Annotated in this window: 9 protein-coding genes and 1 pseudogene; 2 read left to right on the forward strand and 8 right to left on the reverse strand. The window is 45.8% G+C overall.

The features are described from left to right. Positions 1 to 81: 81 nt before the first annotated feature. From M1K46_RS04620 to M1K46_RS04640, 5 genes are all read right to left on the reverse strand, one after another. Positions 82 to 1,854 (reverse strand): PAS domain S-box protein, encoded by a 1,773-nt coding sequence (locus M1K46_RS04620; protein ID WP_256225134.1) that lies wholly within the window; start codon positions 1,852 to 1,854, stop codon positions 82 to 84. Positions 1,855 to 1,984: 130 nt separating this feature from the next. Beyond that, positions 1,985 to 2,863, reverse strand: a complete 879-nt coding sequence (speB, locus tag M1K46_RS04625; RefSeq protein WP_256225135.1) for an agmatinase — start codon at positions 2,861 to 2,863, stop codon at positions 1,985 to 1,987. 221 nt (positions 2,864 to 3,084) lie between these two features. After that, entirely contained in the window at positions 3,085 to 3,912 is an 828-nt protein-coding gene (gene speE, locus M1K46_RS04630) for a polyamine aminopropyltransferase (protein WP_053356421.1), read from the reverse strand. Between the two features lie 128 nt (positions 3,913 to 4,040). Beyond that, complete coding sequence (locus M1K46_RS04635; protein WP_309144575.1) at positions 4,041 to 5,102, reverse strand: ketopantoate reductase family protein; 1,062 nt, start codon at positions 5,100 to 5,102, stop codon at positions 4,041 to 4,043. 393 nt (positions 5,103 to 5,495) lie between these two features. Then, complete coding sequence (locus tag M1K46_RS04640) at positions 5,496 to 6,791, reverse strand: amidohydrolase (RefSeq protein ID WP_256225136.1); 1,296 nt, start codon at positions 6,789 to 6,791, stop codon at positions 5,496 to 5,498. Positions 6,792 to 7,145: 354 nt separating this feature from the next. Between M1K46_RS04640 and M1K46_RS04645 the strand changes: the two genes are divergently transcribed. Continuing rightward, the gene (locus M1K46_RS04645) at positions 7,146 to 9,212 is read left to right on the forward strand and encodes a transglycosylase domain-containing protein (RefSeq protein ID WP_256225137.1); all 2,067 of its coding nucleotides are present in this window, start codon (positions 7,146 to 7,148) and stop codon (positions 9,210 to 9,212) included. Between the two features lie 529 nt (positions 9,213 to 9,741). Here the strand turns inward: M1K46_RS04645 and M1K46_RS04650 are convergent. After that, complete coding sequence (locus tag M1K46_RS04650) at positions 9,742 to 10,269, reverse strand: YwhD family protein (RefSeq protein ID WP_053356420.1); 528 nt, start codon at positions 10,267 to 10,269, stop codon at positions 9,742 to 9,744. Between the two features lie 213 nt (positions 10,270 to 10,482). Here M1K46_RS04650 and M1K46_RS04655 point away from each other — a divergent pair, with 213 nt between their 5' ends. Next, positions 10,483 to 11,796, forward strand: coding sequence for an NCS2 family permease (locus M1K46_RS04655; protein WP_256225138.1), 1,314 nt, complete (start codon positions 10,483 to 10,485; stop codon positions 11,794 to 11,796). Between the two features lie 234 nt (positions 11,797 to 12,030). Here the strand turns inward: M1K46_RS04655 and M1K46_RS04660 are convergent. Continuing rightward, positions 12,031 to 16,393, reverse strand: a pseudogene (locus M1K46_RS04660) (S8 family serine peptidase). 495 nt (positions 16,394 to 16,888) lie between these two features. Beyond that, positions 16,889 to 17,782 carry an STAS domain-containing protein gene (locus M1K46_RS04665; RefSeq protein WP_256225140.1) on the reverse strand — a complete coding sequence of 298 codons (894 nt, stop codon included), beginning with the start codon at positions 17,780 to 17,782 and terminating at the stop codon, positions 16,889 to 16,891. Between the last annotated feature and the right edge of the window lie 92 nt (positions 17,783 to 17,874).

Genomic DNA, 17,874 nt, shown 5'->3' on the forward strand with positions numbered 1-17,874 from the left:
AACTATTATAAAGGATTCTTCCCTATTTCTTCAACCTTACCCTTAAACAAAGAAAAACGCACTTCTCCTTCTGGAAGTGCGTCATGCGATTGGAAGGATGATTTTAACAGCTGTACCTCTGCCGGAATCGCTTTCTATATTGATTTGACCGAAATGCTCCTGGATGATTTTATAGCTCGTCATTAATCCGAGCCCGGTTCCCTTCTCTTTTGTCGAATAGAACGGCTCACCCAGTTTCTTTAGGCTTTCAGGCGGGATTCCGCATCCCTGATCCTGAATAATAATTTCAATGTTTCTGCCTTTGCGCTCACTGTCGATGTGGATGATTCCTCCATCCGGCATCGCTTCAATCGCATTTTTCACTAAGTTAATAAACACCTGCTTCAGTTCATTTTCCACACAGTTAATAAGAGGAAGATTTTCCTCCAAATCACAAACGATATGGACATTGTGAACAAGAGCCTGGCGGTCAAGCAGGTCCACGACGTAATGAATGAGCTCTTTGATGCCCTTCTTTTCGACCGTCTTGGATTGAGGTTTGGCAAGGATCAGCAGTTCCGTGATGATTTGCTCAATCCGGTTCAGCTCATCCAGCATAATGCCATAATATTTCTCGCAGTCCACGATTCCTTTAGATTGAAAAAGCTGAATAAAACCCTTCAGTGCGGTAAGCGGATTCCGGATTTCGTGAGCTACCGAAGCCGCAAGCTGGCCTACAATCGAAAGTTTATCAGACTTGCGAAGCAGTTCTTCCGCTTCCTTTCGTTCGGATATATCCCGTGTAACAGCGATAATTTCAATGACTTCACCGGTTAATTCATCCTTAATTCCCCGGCAGGTCGCTTCAACACAGTGGTATTCGCCTTTTTTGCTCTTCAGCCTGAATTGGAAGTTGCTGATTTCGCTTCCCTTTAACAGTTGTTCATGTACCTTCAGCGATCGCCTAATATCACTTGGATGAAAGAGATCAAAGGCTTTTTTGGACAGCAATTCCTGAGGGGTATATCCGAGCAGCTGCTCGCATGCAGGTGAAACGTAGAGCATTTCTCCCTCCACATTATGAGTGGAGATTATATCGGTAGAGTTTTCGGCCAATAGCCTGTATCTCGATTCGCTTTCCTGCAGTTTTTCATGGGACAAAACCTGGTCTGTGATTTCCCGCCCGAAAACGAGCAAGTTTTTCCGAACGCCTTCCTCATCAAAGACTGGAATCTTGTATACATCAAAAATCCTGGCGCCTGAGGCCGTCGGAATCTTTTCTACACAACGCTGAAGTTTGCCTTCTTGCCAAACCCCTTCATCGGTTTCAATACAATAATCAAAAACCGGTTTGAAATAAGGAACTAACTGAGCAAGATCAGCATCGGTTTTTCCGATAAAATCTGTATGCGGGTAACCAAATATATCACCCGAAAATTTATTGGCGTAAACAAATTTCCCATATCCGTCCTTAATCCCGATAAAGTCAGGCACAATATTAGTTAAGGTAACCAATAGATCTTCCTGAAAATTTTCAATAGCTCCTGAGTTAACTTCTTCAACATCTGTGTTTACAGGCTTGAGAATACAGACTTGATATGCTTCATCTGTACCCAGATCATCTATACTCACATCCACAATCATCGAATCATGCATATCTCCAGACAATACAGCCTGCTGTTTGTTTCGTTTTATATTCAAGTCTGGAAGGAGGCTTGAGATGGGTAGGCCTTTCAGCTCCGCCTGTGCCCGGCCTGTCATTTTTTCTGCGGCTGAATTGATCTCCTGTATAGAAAAATCCTTGGTTAGAAGTATGATGGCATCCGACAGCTGATGCATAAAAGGCATCATAGACCTTGTAAGCTTATTTCCCATTCCCCTCGCTCCTTTCTGCTTTTGCATTCATTTACCTTAATAACTATATCAAAATAGACACAATTTTGTAACTTTTTTCGACACAAAAAGACTAAAACCAACAAACGGCTTTAGTCCTTTGTTTACTCTATTATTTTTTGTTGACCCAGCCGAGGAGAATTTCCCGAAGGAATTTACTCGCAGCGATCGGCGTCTGTTCAGAAGGGTCATAGATTGGAGCTACTTCAACCAGGTCAGCACCAATCACGTTGATGTCAGACTCGGAGATTAAGTGAATCGCTTCCAGCAATTCTTTGGATGTGATTCCACCTGCTTCCGCTGTTCCCGTACCCGGTGCATGAGCAGGATCAAGAACGTCAATGTCGATCGTCACGTAGACATTGCGGCCGGCAAGCGCAGGAAGTACCTTTTTCAAAGGCTCAGCCACATCGAACTTATGCATATGCATGCCGGATTCTTTGGCAAATTGGAATTCCTCTCTCATTCCGGAACGAATACCGAAAGAGTAGACGTTTTCCGCTCCGATCAAACCGCACGCCTTGCGAATAGGAGTGGAGTGGGAAAGCGGCTCTCCCTCATACTGCTCCCGAAGATCAGCATGGGCATCGATATGGATGATGGCAAAATCATCATACTTGTTCTTCAATGCCTTAAAAATCGGCCAAGATACGAGATGCTCTCCGCCCATGCCAAGTGGAAACTTGCCGGCGTCAAGCAATGTTGCAACATATTCTTCGATAAGATCAAGACTGCGCTGCGGATTTCCGAACGGAAGCGGAATGTCACCTGCGTCAAAATAATTTACTTCTTCAAGATGCTTGTCCGCGTATGGGCTGTATTCCTCAAGCCCCAAAGACACTTCACGGATTCTTGCAGGGCCGAATCGTGAACCCGGGCGGAACGATACCGTCCAGTCCATCGGCATTCCGTAGAGGACCGCATCTGCATTATCATAATCCTGTTTGCTTAAAATAAATACATTTCCAGAATAGGCTTCGTCAAATCGCATGACTTTTGTTGCCCCTTTCTCTTTCTGTGTGGCTTCAGCTCCGGCTTTCAGACCATTTTGGCAATTTACTTGCGAGAATGATGGGTTTACTTGCGAAACTGCCGGCTTTACTTGCAAAACTGGTAAGTTTACTTGCAGAAATCGGTCTTTTACTTGCGAAAAAGGAGACTTTACTTGCGAAACGCCTCATTTTTCATAATCGCTGAAGTTCGGCTTCAGCCTTACTTGATCAGATCTCCTACAAACTTCGGCAATGCGAAGGCTGCTTTTTGAAGATCTTTTGTCCAGTATTTCGTTTCGATGTCATGGAAACGCTCTTCGTTCACTTCCAATGGATCGTATTGTTTTGAACCGATCGTGAATGTCCAGAGCCCGCTTGGGTACGTCGGGATGTTCGCCGTATAAAGACGGGTGATCGGGAAGATTTCGCTCACGTCTTTAAATACTTTTGAGATCAATTCAGGTGTAAACCAAGGGTTGTCTGTTTGAGCAACGAAAATACCGTCCTCTTTCAGCGCTTTTGAGATACCTTCATAGAAACCTTTTTCAAATAATTTCGCAGCAGGCCCTACAGGCTCAGTAGAGTCAACCATGATCACATCATACTTGTTCTCGCTTGTTGCGATGTGCATGAAGCCGTCATCCACTTTTACTTCCACGCGCGGGTTATCAAGCTCACCTGCGATTTCAGGAAGGTATTGCTTTGAATACTCGATAACCTTGCCATCGATTTCAACCAATGTTGCTTTTTCTACTGAAGGGTGCTTCAGTACTTCACGGATGACACCGCCGTCTCCTCCGCCGACAACAAGAACTTGCGTTGGGTTCGGGTGAGTAAACAAAGGTACGTGTGCTACCATTTCATGATAAACAAACTCGTCCTTTTGCGTGGTCATGACCATACCGTCAAGCACAAGCATGTTTCCGAATTCTTCTGTTTCTACCATATCAAGCTTTTGGAATTCTGTTTGCTCCGTCACATATGTGCGTTTGATTTTCGCAGTAATCCCAAAGTTTTTCGTCTGTTTTTCCGTGAACCATAATTCCACGTTCATCACTCCTCTATTTGAAATGCCAGGCATCGTTGTTCTTTTAACAAACATAACGATTATAGCATTTACCCTTTTGTTATTCCACACGCAATTTCGGTTAAACCTTACACCAGAGAGCTGACGATCTACGGTTTTGCTGCAACTGAGACAACACCGCTTTCAAACGGCTTGATTAAAGCGTACAAAGCTGCGGTATACGGCAGCTCCAGCATGCTTTGTTCCGCCAGCCTTAGTGCGCCTCCCTGCAAATGATCGACCTCAAGAAACAGGCTCTTGCGTCTGTCCTGATGCATGGAAGAAGTAGCTTCGTAAGGAAGGCCTTCAATTCGTTCCATTGTCTCCTCAATGTCCTGTTCTTCCAGTCCGACTTGAAAAGTATTGGCAAGGTTCTTCATTTCCGTCAGCACGGAACGGAACAGCTGAAGTGTCTCCTCTTGTTCTCGTATTCTTCCGATTGGCAGGTTGGCTGCCGTTGTTACTCCTGAGAAAGCCGTAATGAACATATATTTTTGCCAGAGACTTTTAATAATGGCAGGACTCAGTGCAGCATTCATCCTGCTTTTTTCCATCATTTGATAAAGGGATTCACACATTTCCTGCTGTGAAGAAACTAGCGCACCAAAAACAATGTCATGCTGCCCGCTCGTATGTATCACATGCCCTTTCTCGTCCAGGGTGGCAATGATAAAAGCCAAGCCGCCGAGCACAGCATCCTCTCCAAGCTTGTCCTGAAGCTTATAAATATGTTCGATCCCATTCAGCAGAGGAAGGACTCGAGCTCCCTGTCCAACAAGAAGTTTCAGGAAAGGAAGCGCCTGTTCAAGATGATAGCCTTTTAAAGATAGCAAAACAAGATCACAGGAGCCCGCCTCATCCGGATGAAGAATCAGCTTTGGTTCATCCAGCTCGTAATCTCCTGCCACACTATGGATAAACAGGCCCTGCTCCTCGATCTCTCTCTTTCTTCTTTCCCGTACTAAAAAGGAGACCTCGTGGCCCGCCTCAAGCCACCTTCCCCCAAAATAGACTCCTAAGGCGCCTGCTCCAAACACAACAACCTTCATCTTCTCACCTTGCCTTCTATTATATTCGGAAATTTCTCTCTTTTTATAGTACCGCAAAGTAAATGGATACCCAAATGAAAAAACGGTTTCCATAGCCGCCTTTTTTCCTATCTTTTTTAACATTGAATGTTATCTCGCGGCAGATGGTATAATGAGAAGACAATAGTATAGGTTCCTTAGGGTGGTCGGCGCACTCCTATAAGCTAAAAGCTCAACCAATCGTGTAAAGGCTTTACGCGAAAGGGGGTGATGCCTCTGACGATATTTGAAGCGCTTATGTTCGCGGTCGCTTTTGCGTCCCTTATCGTTTCTGTTTTATCGCATAAAAAATAGACCGCCCTTCAGCCCCAACTCAAGGAAACGGTCTATTTTTCTGACTTTGCTTTGAATCATAGCCGATCCCCCTGGGGAGAGCCGACTATTGACAGCCGCTGGCCAGCATGCCAGCGGTCTTATTTTATTACGTTTCTGCCTTTATCATACCATCATTATGAAAATTTGTCAGTGAAAGCCTCATTAAAGCCGCTTCAAAAGATTTTCTGCACTTTGCTTCGCTTCAAACATCACTTTTTCTTCATCCATCGTCAGCAGTTCCCGATTTTTCATAACAATCTTCCCATCGATCATAACGGAATCTACATCCTGTCCGGCAGCGGCATACACAAGCAGAGAGGCATCATGATGTGCCGGCAGCAGATGCGGCTGGTTCATGTTAAGAAACAGCAGATCCGCTTTTTTGCCAGGTTCAATACTTCCTGTTTCCTGGCCGATCCCAAGAATTTCAGCACCGTTCTGCGTTGCCATGGTCAATACTTCATGAGCGGATAGGGAAGAAGCATCCTCATGAAGCAATTTTTGCATCCAGGCTGCTGCCTTCATTTCCATAAACATGTCCAGTGTGCTCGCACTTCCCGGACCGTCTGTTCCCAGCCCTACATTAAGCCCGCGTTTTTTCAGCTCGACCACATTGCTTGTTCCGCACCCGAGCTTGGCGTTGCTCACCGGATTGTGAATGATGCCGCCCTTAACCGATTCCAGAATGGAAAGGTCTTCTTCCGTAAAGTGAACGCCGTGCGCAAGAACAACCCTTGTATCTTCAAAAAATCCAGCCGCCTGAAAGTATTGCACCGGGCTCATGCCGTGCCGTTCTTGAATCATCACCCGCTCATCCGAGGTCTCTGCAAGGTGGGTGTGCAGCGGCACATCCAGTTCTTTTGCCAGCTTTACAGCGTCACTTAAGAAATCCGGCGGGCACATGTATGGTGAATGCGGGGCAACCATTGCCGTGATCCGACCTTCAGCGCTTCCGTGCCAGCGCTCCACAAGCTGGCGTGATTCCTCGATACGGTCACTGTAGTTGGAGTCCATCGCGATCATCCCTCTTGCCAACGAGGCACGTATTCCGGTCTCCTGCACCGCTTTTGCAATCGTGTCCATATCTATGTACATATCGGCATAAGCCGTCGTACCACTTTTGATCATTTCCGCCATGGAGAGCATGGCTCCCCAGTAGCGGTCTTCACTCGTCATCTTCATCTCTGCCGGCAGCATCTTTTTATTGAGCCAATCCATTAATGGCAGATCATCACTGTAGCAGCGCAGCAAGGACATCGGTGTATGCTGGTGCCCGTTGATGAGGCCTGGCATGATAAGAAAGTTCTTCACATCCCACACTTCATGATCGCTGTACAGGTGCTCCAGGCTCCCTATCTCTTTGATCGTATTTCCTTCTATTAATATATCATCCTGCTTCGCCGTCCAGGTTCCATTCATTTCATTAAGATATCGTGCATTTTTTAAAATCAACGCCATGCTCTTTTCATTCTCCTTCCGATTCATCGTATGTATGGGACAAGTATAACATTTCCCCGCTCCTCTACGTTTAGAAGACGCCTTATCCTCCCATACTAGTTAATGAAAAGCTTTTTTTAAAAATATTGAGCATGGTCACTATTGGCACAGAGCTTCCTTGACAAGTTGATTGGAGTGCAAGGTGCGAGACTCCTGCGGGATGAGCGTGACAGTTGAGATTCCCGCAGGCGCTTGCGCCAAGAGGCTCAACGCACGCCCCGCGGAAAGCGAGCAGCCTGAAACGGAAATCAACCGCTCCAAAGTGCATCAAAGGTTATGCAAACATTTAATGAAAAAATGAAGGAGGGTATAGGCATGTCCTGGATCAAGCGCTGGAAGGAGTACACTGCACTACAAAAAGCAAAAGCAATCGGCAAACTGGCCGCCTTTATGGGCGGAGGAATGGCTGTATGCCTTCTCGGCGTGCTGCTGCTGGCCAAACTGATGGGCCCTCCTCCTTTGCTCGTTCCGCAGACGACTGTCATCCATGCCCGGGATGGAGAAGAGATCGGCGAAATCAATAATTCCGGTGAGAAGCGTTTTTGGGTTCCATTGGACAAAATGAGCCCTGCCCTTATACAGGCGACTATCGCCATAGAAGATAAGAATTTCTATCATCATCACGGTTTCGATCTAAAACGAATCGCCGCCGCTCTGCTGGCAGACATCAGGGCCGGAGCAAAGGTTCAGGGAGCGAGCACCATCTCCCAGCAGTTTGCGAGGAATCTCTTTTTAACTCATGATAAAACGTGGTTTCGAAAAGCGATGGAAGCCTTTTACACGATAAGGCTGGAGATGAATTATTCAAAAAATGATATTCTCGAAGGTTATTTAAATACCATCTATTACGGTCACGGAACATATGGCATACAATCCGCTTCTGCTTATTACTTCGGCAAAGATTCAAGCCATCTCAACGTTTCCGAAGCCTCCATGCTGGCAGGCATACCAAAAGGGCCAGCCTATTATTCTCCTCTCTATCATGAAGAACGGGCAAAAGAGCGGCAGTCCATCATCTTAAGAGCAATGGAGAAAAACCAGTTCTTGTCTAAGAAGGAAGCAGCGGCTGCAGCTGCAGCTCCGCTTACGATCGTGAGCGAAAAAGAAGAACAAAAGCCAAAAATCGCGCCTTACTTTCAGGCTGAGGTTATGAAGACACTGAAGAACAAGCTAAAAATCGACCCGAAGCTGGTAGAGCTTGGCGGACTTCACATCTACACGACCCTGGATGTTTTCATGCAGAAAGCCGCCGAAAAGGAGATTGAGGAACGAATCGATCAAAATTCCTACATTCAGACCGCTCTTGTCTCCATGGATCCGAGGAACGGAGACGTTAAAGCACTCGTCGGCGGCCGGAGTTTTGCAGAAAGTCCATTTGACAGGGCCGTCCAGGCAAAACGTGCGCCAGGTTCAACCTTTAAGCCGTTCTTGTACTATACAGCGTTAAAAAACGGCTATACGCCATCCACTGCCATTAAGAGTGAACCGACCTCGTTTGCGATGGGGGACGGGCAAAAGGATTATGAGCCAAAGAACTACAACAACCTGTATGCCTATGATTTCATCACTCTCTCTGAAGCTCTGGCGCTATCCGATAATATTTATGCGGTCAAGACCAACCTTTATCTCGGGCCGAAAAAACTTGTCAAAGCAGCGCGCCAGTTCGGGATCAAGAGCCCTTTATCCAGTGTTCCTTCCTTAGCTCTCGGAACAAAAGGGGTAAGCGTCATGGAGATGACGAACGCCTATAACCTATTCGCGAACGGAGGCAAAAGGGTCGAACCGGTTTTCATTAAGAAAATCACCGACAGCAAAGGGAACGTTATTTATGAGCATCAATATAAGAAGAAACAGGTTCTCGACAAACGGGCCGCTTTCGTTATGACCGACTTGATGAAAGGGATGTTTGATGAAAAGCTGAACGACTACACGAAGGTCACCGGCTCAAGCATTGATCAGTACTTGACCCGTCCGGCTGCAGGAAAATCCGGCTCCACACCAACCGACAGCTGGATGGTCGGCTTTACACCGCAGCTCACAACAGGCGTCTGGATCGGCTATGACCAGGGAAAAGAGATCAACCGGATCAACGATGGGAGCTATTCCAAAAAAATCTGGGTCCATTACATGGAAGACGCCTTAAAAAATGAGCCAGCAACTGCCTTTAAGAAGCCAAAAGGCGTCGTCAGTGTGATGGTCAATCCAAAAAACGGAAAACTTGCTACGGAAAATTGCCCAGTGAAGCGGCGTACGTATTATATAGAAGGAACAGAGCCAACAGAATACTGCCACGAGCATGCGGGGGACCGCCCGTTGGATGACAGCGGACTCGATCAGAAGAGAAAAGGATGGTTTCAGAAGGTCTTTCCTTGGTGGCATTAATTTAATGGGGATAAAAGGATCCGCTCTCAGGTGTTTTGAGGCGGATCTTTTGGTTTACTTGCGGAATTGGTGCTATTACTTGCGGTTCGACAAAGATTACTTGCGACTTTCCGTGCGTTACTTGCGAAAATGCCCGAATTACTTGCGATTCGACACATTTTACTTGCAAAACGCATCATTTTCAAAGGCTCTTTTCTAATAGATTGTTGCTTTGGAACATTTTTGTAAAGAGTCTTCATTGACAAGTTGATTGGAGTGCAAGGTGCGAGACTCCTGCGGGACTAGCGGGAGCCTGAAACGGAAATCAACCACTCCCAAGAGCAACAAAGGTTACGAAAACAGCCTTTTCAAAAAAGCGCTCGAACAAAAACCTCGACAAAATAAACAGCCCGGGTGCTCGAAAGCTCCCGGGCTGTTTATTGTCCTAGCAACATTGTGTGTGCAATGCTAGTTTCAGTTTACTGTATTCCACGGAATTGTCACAAGTTTTTTAGAAAATGTTCAAAAAAGGTTCATAACTCTTCCAATTTTATGGCAATAATTTCCTTACTCCTTCTGGAGAACGGTTAAACGTGCCTTCATCATGGTTTTTTAAAAACTCTCCCAGCAGCACTTTTGATTTTTCATCCATGTCGTCGATGATAACATGGCCTTTTAATGATTTATCCATTCGGTTTACGTGCTCAGGCAGGCTTTTATAGCCTCGCCGTGCTTCTGCATCAATCTGCATTTCACATGCAGTCACACCGTAATAGAAAGGCCCTTCTTCATTTCTGTTAATCGTTACCCAGACGAGCCAGTACAACCTTGGATTTGGAGTATTGGCTCGGTCAGGCGTAAATTTAATACGCTTTTCTATATCACTGCGGGCATGCATCGCACCCATATCCACATAGGCATCACCATCAACAGGGTCTACGATGACAGGCGTCATATGGTCAAGGCTTAACGCTCCTACTCCGTAACCGCCATGGCCGTCTGTAGAGTCACCGCTTAAAATCGTGAATCCCATGCCTTTTTTGTTTTTATTCTGATCTGATCCGAAAATATCCTTCATGATAAACCTCCCGACATCACTTCAATTCTATCTCTATTTTACCACAACTCTCAGCGATTTAAGACTGCAATGCCTTTTACCCTCGTATCATATGAAGATAAAGAGGTAACAATACAAAGGGAAAACGTGTTTAAATAGATTGCATTACATCCTAAAAACGAATATTATAATTAAGCATTCAAAAAAACGTTCGTATTTATTGGAGGTACACCCATGTTTTCATCATTCTTTAGACTAAAAGAACGCGGAACTAACGTAAGAACCGAAGTCATTTCAGGGATTACAACCTTTTTAACGATGGTCTACATCGTTGTCGTCAACCCTATTGTTCTTCACTCTGCCGGGGTTCCTTTTAATACAGTTTTCATAGCAACCATTATCGCTACGGTTGTTGGAACGCTCTGGATGGCACTGTTCGCCAACTTGCCAATCGCCATCGCACCGGGAATGGGGCTCAATGCCTATTTCGCTTTTTCAGTCGTCGGCAACCATACCAATATCTCGTATCAAACCGCTTTTGGCGCTGTGTTCGTAGCCGGTATTATCTTTGTCATTCTATCTTTGACACCTTTTCGTGAAAAATTAATCGAGGCGATTCCCGCCAACTTAAAATACGGCATCACCGCTGGAATTGGTTTGTTTATCGCCTTTATCGGGATGCGCATGACGGGGATCATCACCGCTCATAAAGAAAACTTGGTCGCTTTGGGAAACCTTCATTCTCATTCCGTTATGCTTGCGCTCGCCGGATTGGCCATTACCCTCATCTTAATGGCTTTGAATGTGAATGGTGCGCTATTCTTTGGAATGATTATTACCGGGATTATTGCGTACTTTACCGGCCAATTAAAATTCAACGGCATCGTTTCCGTTCCGGAGATGCCAAAATCTTTATTCATTTTCGGAGATCCGATGACCGCTTTCGCTGACGTCTTTCATTACGGACTATTCGCCGTTGTCTTCTCCTTCCTGCTCGTAACCATTTTCGACACAACTGGAACAATGGTCGGTGTCGCCGAGCAAGCCGGTTTAATGAAAAATAATAAAATGCCAAAGGCCCGTGAAGCGCTGCTTTCAGATTCTGTAGCCACTACAGTAGGTGCAGCTCTTGGAACAAGCCCGACAAGCGCTTATATTGAATCTTCTTCTGGTGTAGCAGCAGGAGGACGTACTGGCCTTACATCTGTTACAGTTGCCGTTCTTTTTATCATATCTGCCTTTTTCTCGCCGCTGGTGGGGGCCATTTCCGGTCTTTCAGCGATAACAGCTCCGACGTTGATCATTGTCGGCAGCCTGATGCTTGGAGCTTTAGGAAAGATCAAATGGGATGAGCTGGACGAAGCGTTCCCTGCTTTTATTATCATTTTGACCATGCCGCTGACATCAAGCATCGCAACAGGGATTGCTTTCGGGTTCATCTCCTACCCCCTATTAAAAATTGCCCGCGGCAAATGGCGTGAAGTACCGTTTCTCGTGTATTTGTTTGCAGTATTGTTTTTCTATCAGCTCGCCTTCTTGCCTCATTAATAAAAAAGTTCTTTAAAGCATATTGCTGGTATGCATTCAGCTGAGCATTACTATGCGAGGCCCAATATGATAGAAAATCAAAAATATGCTATAACATCCCTTTTGAAAATAAAAAACCGAAACCAACATAAAAACCAATCTCAACATGGAGTTTTCTCCAAAATGTTATAAAAAAGGGGAAAGAAGCCAGCTGATCACCATTCAGCTGGCTTCTTTCAGTATATATAGATTTATTTAATTGATATTCAGTTTTCCTTGTGCGGTTTGACTTGCGCTATTGCCGTATTCATCTTTTACTTTGACTTCCACGGCTGCTCCTCTGACTTTTATGTTAGAGGTTGCCGTGTAGTATCCTTCATAATGTCCAGGCGTTGTCTCTTGCATAGGAAGCTCTGTTGCGTTGGTTACTGCTGCCATGGCATTCGTGAGCGGCATATGAATAACAAACGAGGCATCCAGATCCTCAGAGCTGTCGAATTCAATCTTGACCGTCTGGCCGGACTTCAGGTTTTTATCGCTGTCCGGCTTGAGGTTCTCGATGACAAGGTCCTCATACTGGGCATACACGGTTACTTTTTTAGATACGGCATTGCCAGCCTTATCGGTTGCCGCAACTTTAATCACGTTTTTCCCTAACTCGAGCATCATTCTGTAAGAGTAGCTGCCGTCCGCTTTGACGGTCACATCCTTTCCGTTTACCGTAACAGATTTAAGGTGGTCTTCTGTTACTTTTCCTTTAACGGTTACGGTCTCTTTGTTCGTTTTCAACCCGTCTGTCGGGCTGTCGATGACCAGCTTCGGCTGCTTCTGGTCCAGTGTCACTTTCACAGGAGCTGATGCATCTGTGCTTCCTCTGTCGGTAACCACCTTGGCGGTCAGGATGTTTTCGCCGTTGGAAAGTATGACATCTGCTGCAAACTTCCCATCTTTATCCGCTGTAGCTTCTGCCGCTTTTTCTCCATCTTTTAACACATGCACTTTAACGTTAGGAGCGGTTTGCCCTTCCACAGTCACCGTCTCTTTATTGGTAAAACTTCCGTCTGCAGGAGACGTAATAACAGGAGCCGTTACTTCATAATCCACAAGCGCGCGGATCATGTAGTTCCCTTCATCCGCTGGTGATGGTGACCAGGCACCCCCGACATACTGCCAGCTTCGGCCCGCATTCGTTCCGTCTTCATCTGTAGCAAGTCCTGGCGCATTCGGATTCGCCTTAACTTGGAAATACACCATGTAGAAATCACCTGATACTTGAATGCCATAGCTGGAGAGGTCGATTTTCGTCCATTCTCCGTTTCGAAGAGCCGTAGCATCAATAGGCCCGGCTATTTTCTTGCCAGGTGCTCCATCCGGTCCGCTTGCACCATAAACCGCAACTTTCATTTCCGCCGCCTGGAACTGGCCATTCCGTATCCCAGAAACGGAACATTCCGCCCGTTACCAATCCTTGCTCTTTTCCTGCTGGCAGGGACATTTTAACACCCCAGCCGTTGCCTGCATCGTAGAAGGCATGGGCATTTTCAGCTGTTCCGTCATCATAGCCGATCTCTCCGCCCGGTGCGGAAATAAATGGCTTAAGCGCTGCATCCTTGTCGGTTGTTTCATTTCCATTGACCACAGCCTGCATGTCTTTGCCATAGTACCCGGAAGCCATGACCTTGAGGGTATACGTGCCTTCATAGACATTAAGGCTGTAATTCCCGTTCTCATCTGTTTTTACTGGCTGAACCGCAGCATCCTCTGCCACATAAACGACAGCATCCTTGATCGGAGCTCCGGTTTGCTCATTGGATACCGTTCCTGAGATTGTTCCCTTTGGAATCTCTTCCAGCACAAAGTTCTTTTCCGTTTCACCGTCTGCTGAGATATGGACACTCTGCTGCTGTGAACGATAGCCATAAGATTCTGCAACGAGTGTGTAGTCTCCAGCTGCATGCGTCAGAGAGTAAGTTCCGTTTGCAGGGTTGGTTTTCGTGGAACGCCCTGTTTCCAGCACACTCACCTCGGCATTGATCGGAAGGCCGTTTGGAGCTGCCGCTTTTTTGCTTTCATCGGTACTCTTGAACTCAAGTTGGTTCACTGGCTGGATTTTTTCTGGATTCACTGCTTTTTTCGCATCATCCTTTACATCGCCTGCTGTTTTAGCTTGAAGCTTTTTGCCAGCTTTTGTTGTTCCAGCAGGAGCAGCGGATAATTTTACATCATCCAAATACCAGCCTGGCTTCACGACGCTTCCGTCCGTTTTTAAGTTAAACGCAATATAGATCCGCTGGTTGGCATAGGCAGAAAGATCAACCTGTGCATCCAGCCATCCATTGCTCTTGTTCGTAAATCTGGCTTTTTCTACCCAGTTCTGCTGATCGGCAGAAACAAAGATCTGCGCATAATCATAGTTGTTCTCGATTTCATACCAATGCTTCAGCTGCAGGTAGGCAGGGCCGTCACCCAGATCTACAGGCGGCATCATCAAGGCCATGTTTGCACTGTTGTCATAATTTCCTTCAAGATTGGTTGCATACACTTTTGTGCCTGATGCTGCGTTACCTGGCCCTGAAGTCGGGGTACCCCATTCCCACGTATTTTTATCTCCCCAAGAGGTCCAACCAGCAGGCTGAGTTTCAAAATCGGTGGAGTAGCCTGTACTGATGCCAGGATGAACGTCCACGCTGTACGTATCAGTGGTTACGTCGTTCTGTCCGTAATCTGCGATCTTCCAGCGGTAAGATACCGTTGGGACAGCAACCGCATTTCCCGGGAGAACCGCGGAATATGTTCCTTCACTGTAGTTTCCGCTCGTTCGTTCCGCATCAACAGACTGCCAGTTTCCTTCGCGGTCCTGATACTGAAGAGTCACTGAAGAAACACTGACGTTATCCTTGACTGTGATCGATAACGGAAGGCCCATGCCCGCATACGTATCAGCTGGTGCTTCATGCGTATAGGTTGGTGCTTCTGAATCTTCTCCTTCTTTCATGACAGCACCCTTCACTTTACCTAACCCGCTGATGATGGAGGATACGGCATCAAACGCATTTACCAGTCCATATCCATATCCATTGTTCGGGCTTTCGGAGTACTCACTGTCCGTTAGAGGAGTGGCTGTGGTTTTAAGAATTTCTTCAATATCGGCTACGGTTAGAGAAGAATTGACCTGTCGCAGAAGAGCCACAACAGCAGATACATGGGGACCTGCCATAGAGGTTCCGTTCCATCCTCCCTCATAGTTGTTGCCAGGAATGGAAGAACGGATGTTGACGCCTGGAGCTGAGATCTCGGGCTTCATAATGCCGCCATACGGAGAAGGTCCCCGCAAGGAGAAAGAAGCAAGTTTGTTGTTGATGTCTGTGGCCCCGGTTGCAAAAGACTCCGGGTAATTCGCCGGGTTGGCGACTGATCCAGGTCCGCCCGGATTCGTTAACGTAGTGTTACCTGCGGAAAATTCGGGGAAGATTTCGGCTGCACGCCAGTTTTGTACCATTTGACGGTACCAGTCATCGATGCCGGGTCCGCCCCCCCATGAGTTGTTCACCACATCGGGTGCTTTTTCGGGATGGGGGTTCCCGGAAGCATCTGTCGGAGCGATGATCCATTGTCCTGCCTCAAGCAGATCCGCATCACTTCCTCCAGAAGGAGTAAAAGCCTTAACAGCGATCCATTTTGCTCCAGGTGCTACACCGATCTGGTTGTTTCCGTTCGGTTCGCCTCCTACCATGGTGCCCATTGTATGCGTTCCATGGTTATTATCATCATACGGCGCTGCTCGTCCAGCAGTCGCGTCAAACCAGTTGAATTCATGGTTTACTGAACCGTTGGATGCATTATAGCCGCGGTATTTTTCTTTTAATGCCGGATGGTCCCACTGTACTCCGGTATCGATATTGGCTACGACTGTCCCTGAGCCATCGATTCCCATGTTCCAAGCTTGCGGCGCACCGACTCGGTCGATGTTCCACTCCACGGATGCTGTTTCTGCTTTCGTTTCTTTTCCAGCTTTAGCGGCCTTATCTGCCGCTTTAGCTGCTTTTTTCGTAGGAATAGCTTTTCCTTTTGCTTCCTGTACAGGCTGGATATGCCTGATTTCATTAGGAAGAACCTTATCGACTTCAGGAAAAGAAGCCACTTTTTCCATAACAATCTTTGTGGCTGTAACCGCCATCCCGTTCACGATAAAGTAGGAACGGATATCCTTTGCGTTCCCTTCCTTTTTTTGCTGACTTAAATATTGTTTTACACCAGTTTGTGTTTCCAGCGCGGTTGCGCGCAGTTCGGAAACGACGGCGGATCGTTTGTTCAATTCTGTTTTATAGGCGCTGAGCTTCTGTTTCTTAGCCATTTGGGCAGCTTCTTTTGCCGCCTTTGCTGAATTGGCCTGTTCCTTGAACTTAATGAGGAAGGTGACCAGATCCTTATCGTCAAATTGCTTTTGAAGCTTGCTGCTGATTTTGGCGCTGCCTGTCGCGTTGGCTTTTTTCATGGATACGAAGGCTTGAGTTTTTGCAGTTTTTGCAGATACCGCTGCACCTTTCGGGAGCAGTAAAGGAAGCAGTAAACACAAGCACATCACTAGACTGAATAAGCGAAGATGTTTTGCTCTCATTCGTTCATCGTCCTCCCTTCATTTTTCACCGCTGAACCGACAGAAATAACTAAACAACCCTCCTTCTGTTGAATTTGGTGTAAAAACTATGTAAGATCCCTGGAAGATAGTTTAATCATAAGGGATGAAAAATGAGGAAGTAACCAGAAAATTCAGAATTTTGTAAAAATGAATCGATGGTATTTGTAAAAGAATGGGTATTACTGCGTGGTATTCCTAATGTAAAAAGGGTGAATTGCCTTTAATAGTTTACAAAATACTAAATCATTTAAAGGATTTATTTGTTTTATTTGGAAAAAATTTAATTATAGTCGAAAAGACTCAGCCCCTCAATCTTTTAGATGCAGCTAAACTATTTTACCGGCTATTTAGTCATTCACACACGTACCAAACAATAACAGCGACAATTATCACAGTTCCATTCTCCTGTTTTATCCCACATAAAAAAGCTGATCTGCCGCCGTTCATATTTCAGGCATAATCAGCTTTTGGGGCTTAAAATATAGAGTTTCCTGAGGAAGCAGGCTTTTCATTTTTTCGTTCAAATCCAACCATTGTGATGGCTTGCTGCAGGCTTCCGCATACAGAAACTCCCTCAAAACTAACACCTAAAGAGACAACAGTCTGAGCAATTTCAGGGCGAATCCCTGTTAACACTACTTTAATCCCAAGCAGTTTCAATGAGTTGATGACTTGAAACAAATTATGAGCAACCATGGTATCGATGATCGCTACTCCTGAGAGATCAATCATCAATTGTTCCACTTGAAGTTCTGTGCAGCGGGTCAGCGTTTGCTCCATGATCATCTGGGACCGGTGTGTGTCAATCTCCCCAATAATCGGAAGCACGGCAATTCCCTTCGCCAGAGGTACGACCGGAACCGAAAGTTCAAGGATCGCAAGCTGGGCGACCTCCATCTTTTTACGGTTATGCCGGACGAAGGCGATGCTATAGCTATAGATGCACCGGTCTAGCAACGTGTCAATAATGGATGTAATTTGTATGAACTCTTTCCTCGAAAGATCAACTTTCTCGGCTTCCTCATCAATGATATGCAGCATAGCCTGGCGAAAAAAACGAAGGCCATCCAGCGATTCATCCAACGGAATATCCTCCAGAACAGCAATTTCTCCTGCTTTTTCTCCCCATTTCGTAATTTTTTGAAAGGAAGTATCATAGTCTGATACCAGCGCTTCTCCCAAATAGAAAAGAAACTGTTCATATAATTGCTTACTTTCTTCTTCTGTAATCGTCCTCAGCTTCCGATCCATCATTTTCTTGATGGATTCGGGGTTCTCCTTCATCTGAAGATAGGCTGATCTCTCGGTTATCTTTTGGATCTGCTCTACAATTCTCTCACTGATGAGCTGAATCTTCTTTTTGTTCATATGTTCTCCCAGTAACCATTAGAATACTTTTATTTTACAAGAATCTATTATATTTACAACCAGTATTTTACATAGAGAATAAACATTAATCA

It is taken from the genome of Fictibacillus sp. WQ 8-8 (assembly GCF_024494405.1).
Lineage (GTDB): Bacteria > Bacillota > Bacilli > Bacillales > Fictibacillaceae > Fictibacillus_C > Fictibacillus_C marinisediminis.

Coding starts and splice junctions, on each gene's coding strand:
- speB (WP_256225135.1), bottom strand. CDS start 2,863: ATGCGATTTGACGAAGCCTATTCTGGAAATGTATTTATTTTAAGCAAA.
- M1K46_RS04640 (WP_256225136.1), bottom strand. CDS start 6,791: ATGGCGTTGATTTTAAAAAATGCACGATATCTTAATGAAATGAATGGA.
- M1K46_RS04645 (WP_256225137.1), top strand. CDS start 7,146: ATGTCCTGGATCAAGCGCTGGAAGGAGTACACTGCACTACAAAAAGCA.
- M1K46_RS04650 (WP_053356420.1), bottom strand. CDS start 10,269: ATGAAGGATATTTTCGGATCAGATCAGAATAAAAACAAAAAAGGCATG.
- M1K46_RS04635 (WP_309144575.1), bottom strand. CDS start 5,102: ATGTTAAAAAAGATAGGAAAAAAGGCGGCTATGGAAACCGTTTTTTCA.
- M1K46_RS04620 (WP_256225134.1), bottom strand. CDS start 1,854: ATGGGAAATAAGCTTACAAGGTCTATGATGCCTTTTATGCATCAGCTG.
- M1K46_RS04665 (WP_256225140.1), bottom strand. CDS start 17,782: ATGAACAAAAAGAAGATTCAGCTCATCAGTGAGAGAATTGTAGAGCAG.
- M1K46_RS04655 (WP_256225138.1), top strand. CDS start 10,483: ATGTTTTCATCATTCTTTAGACTAAAAGAACGCGGAACTAACGTAAGA.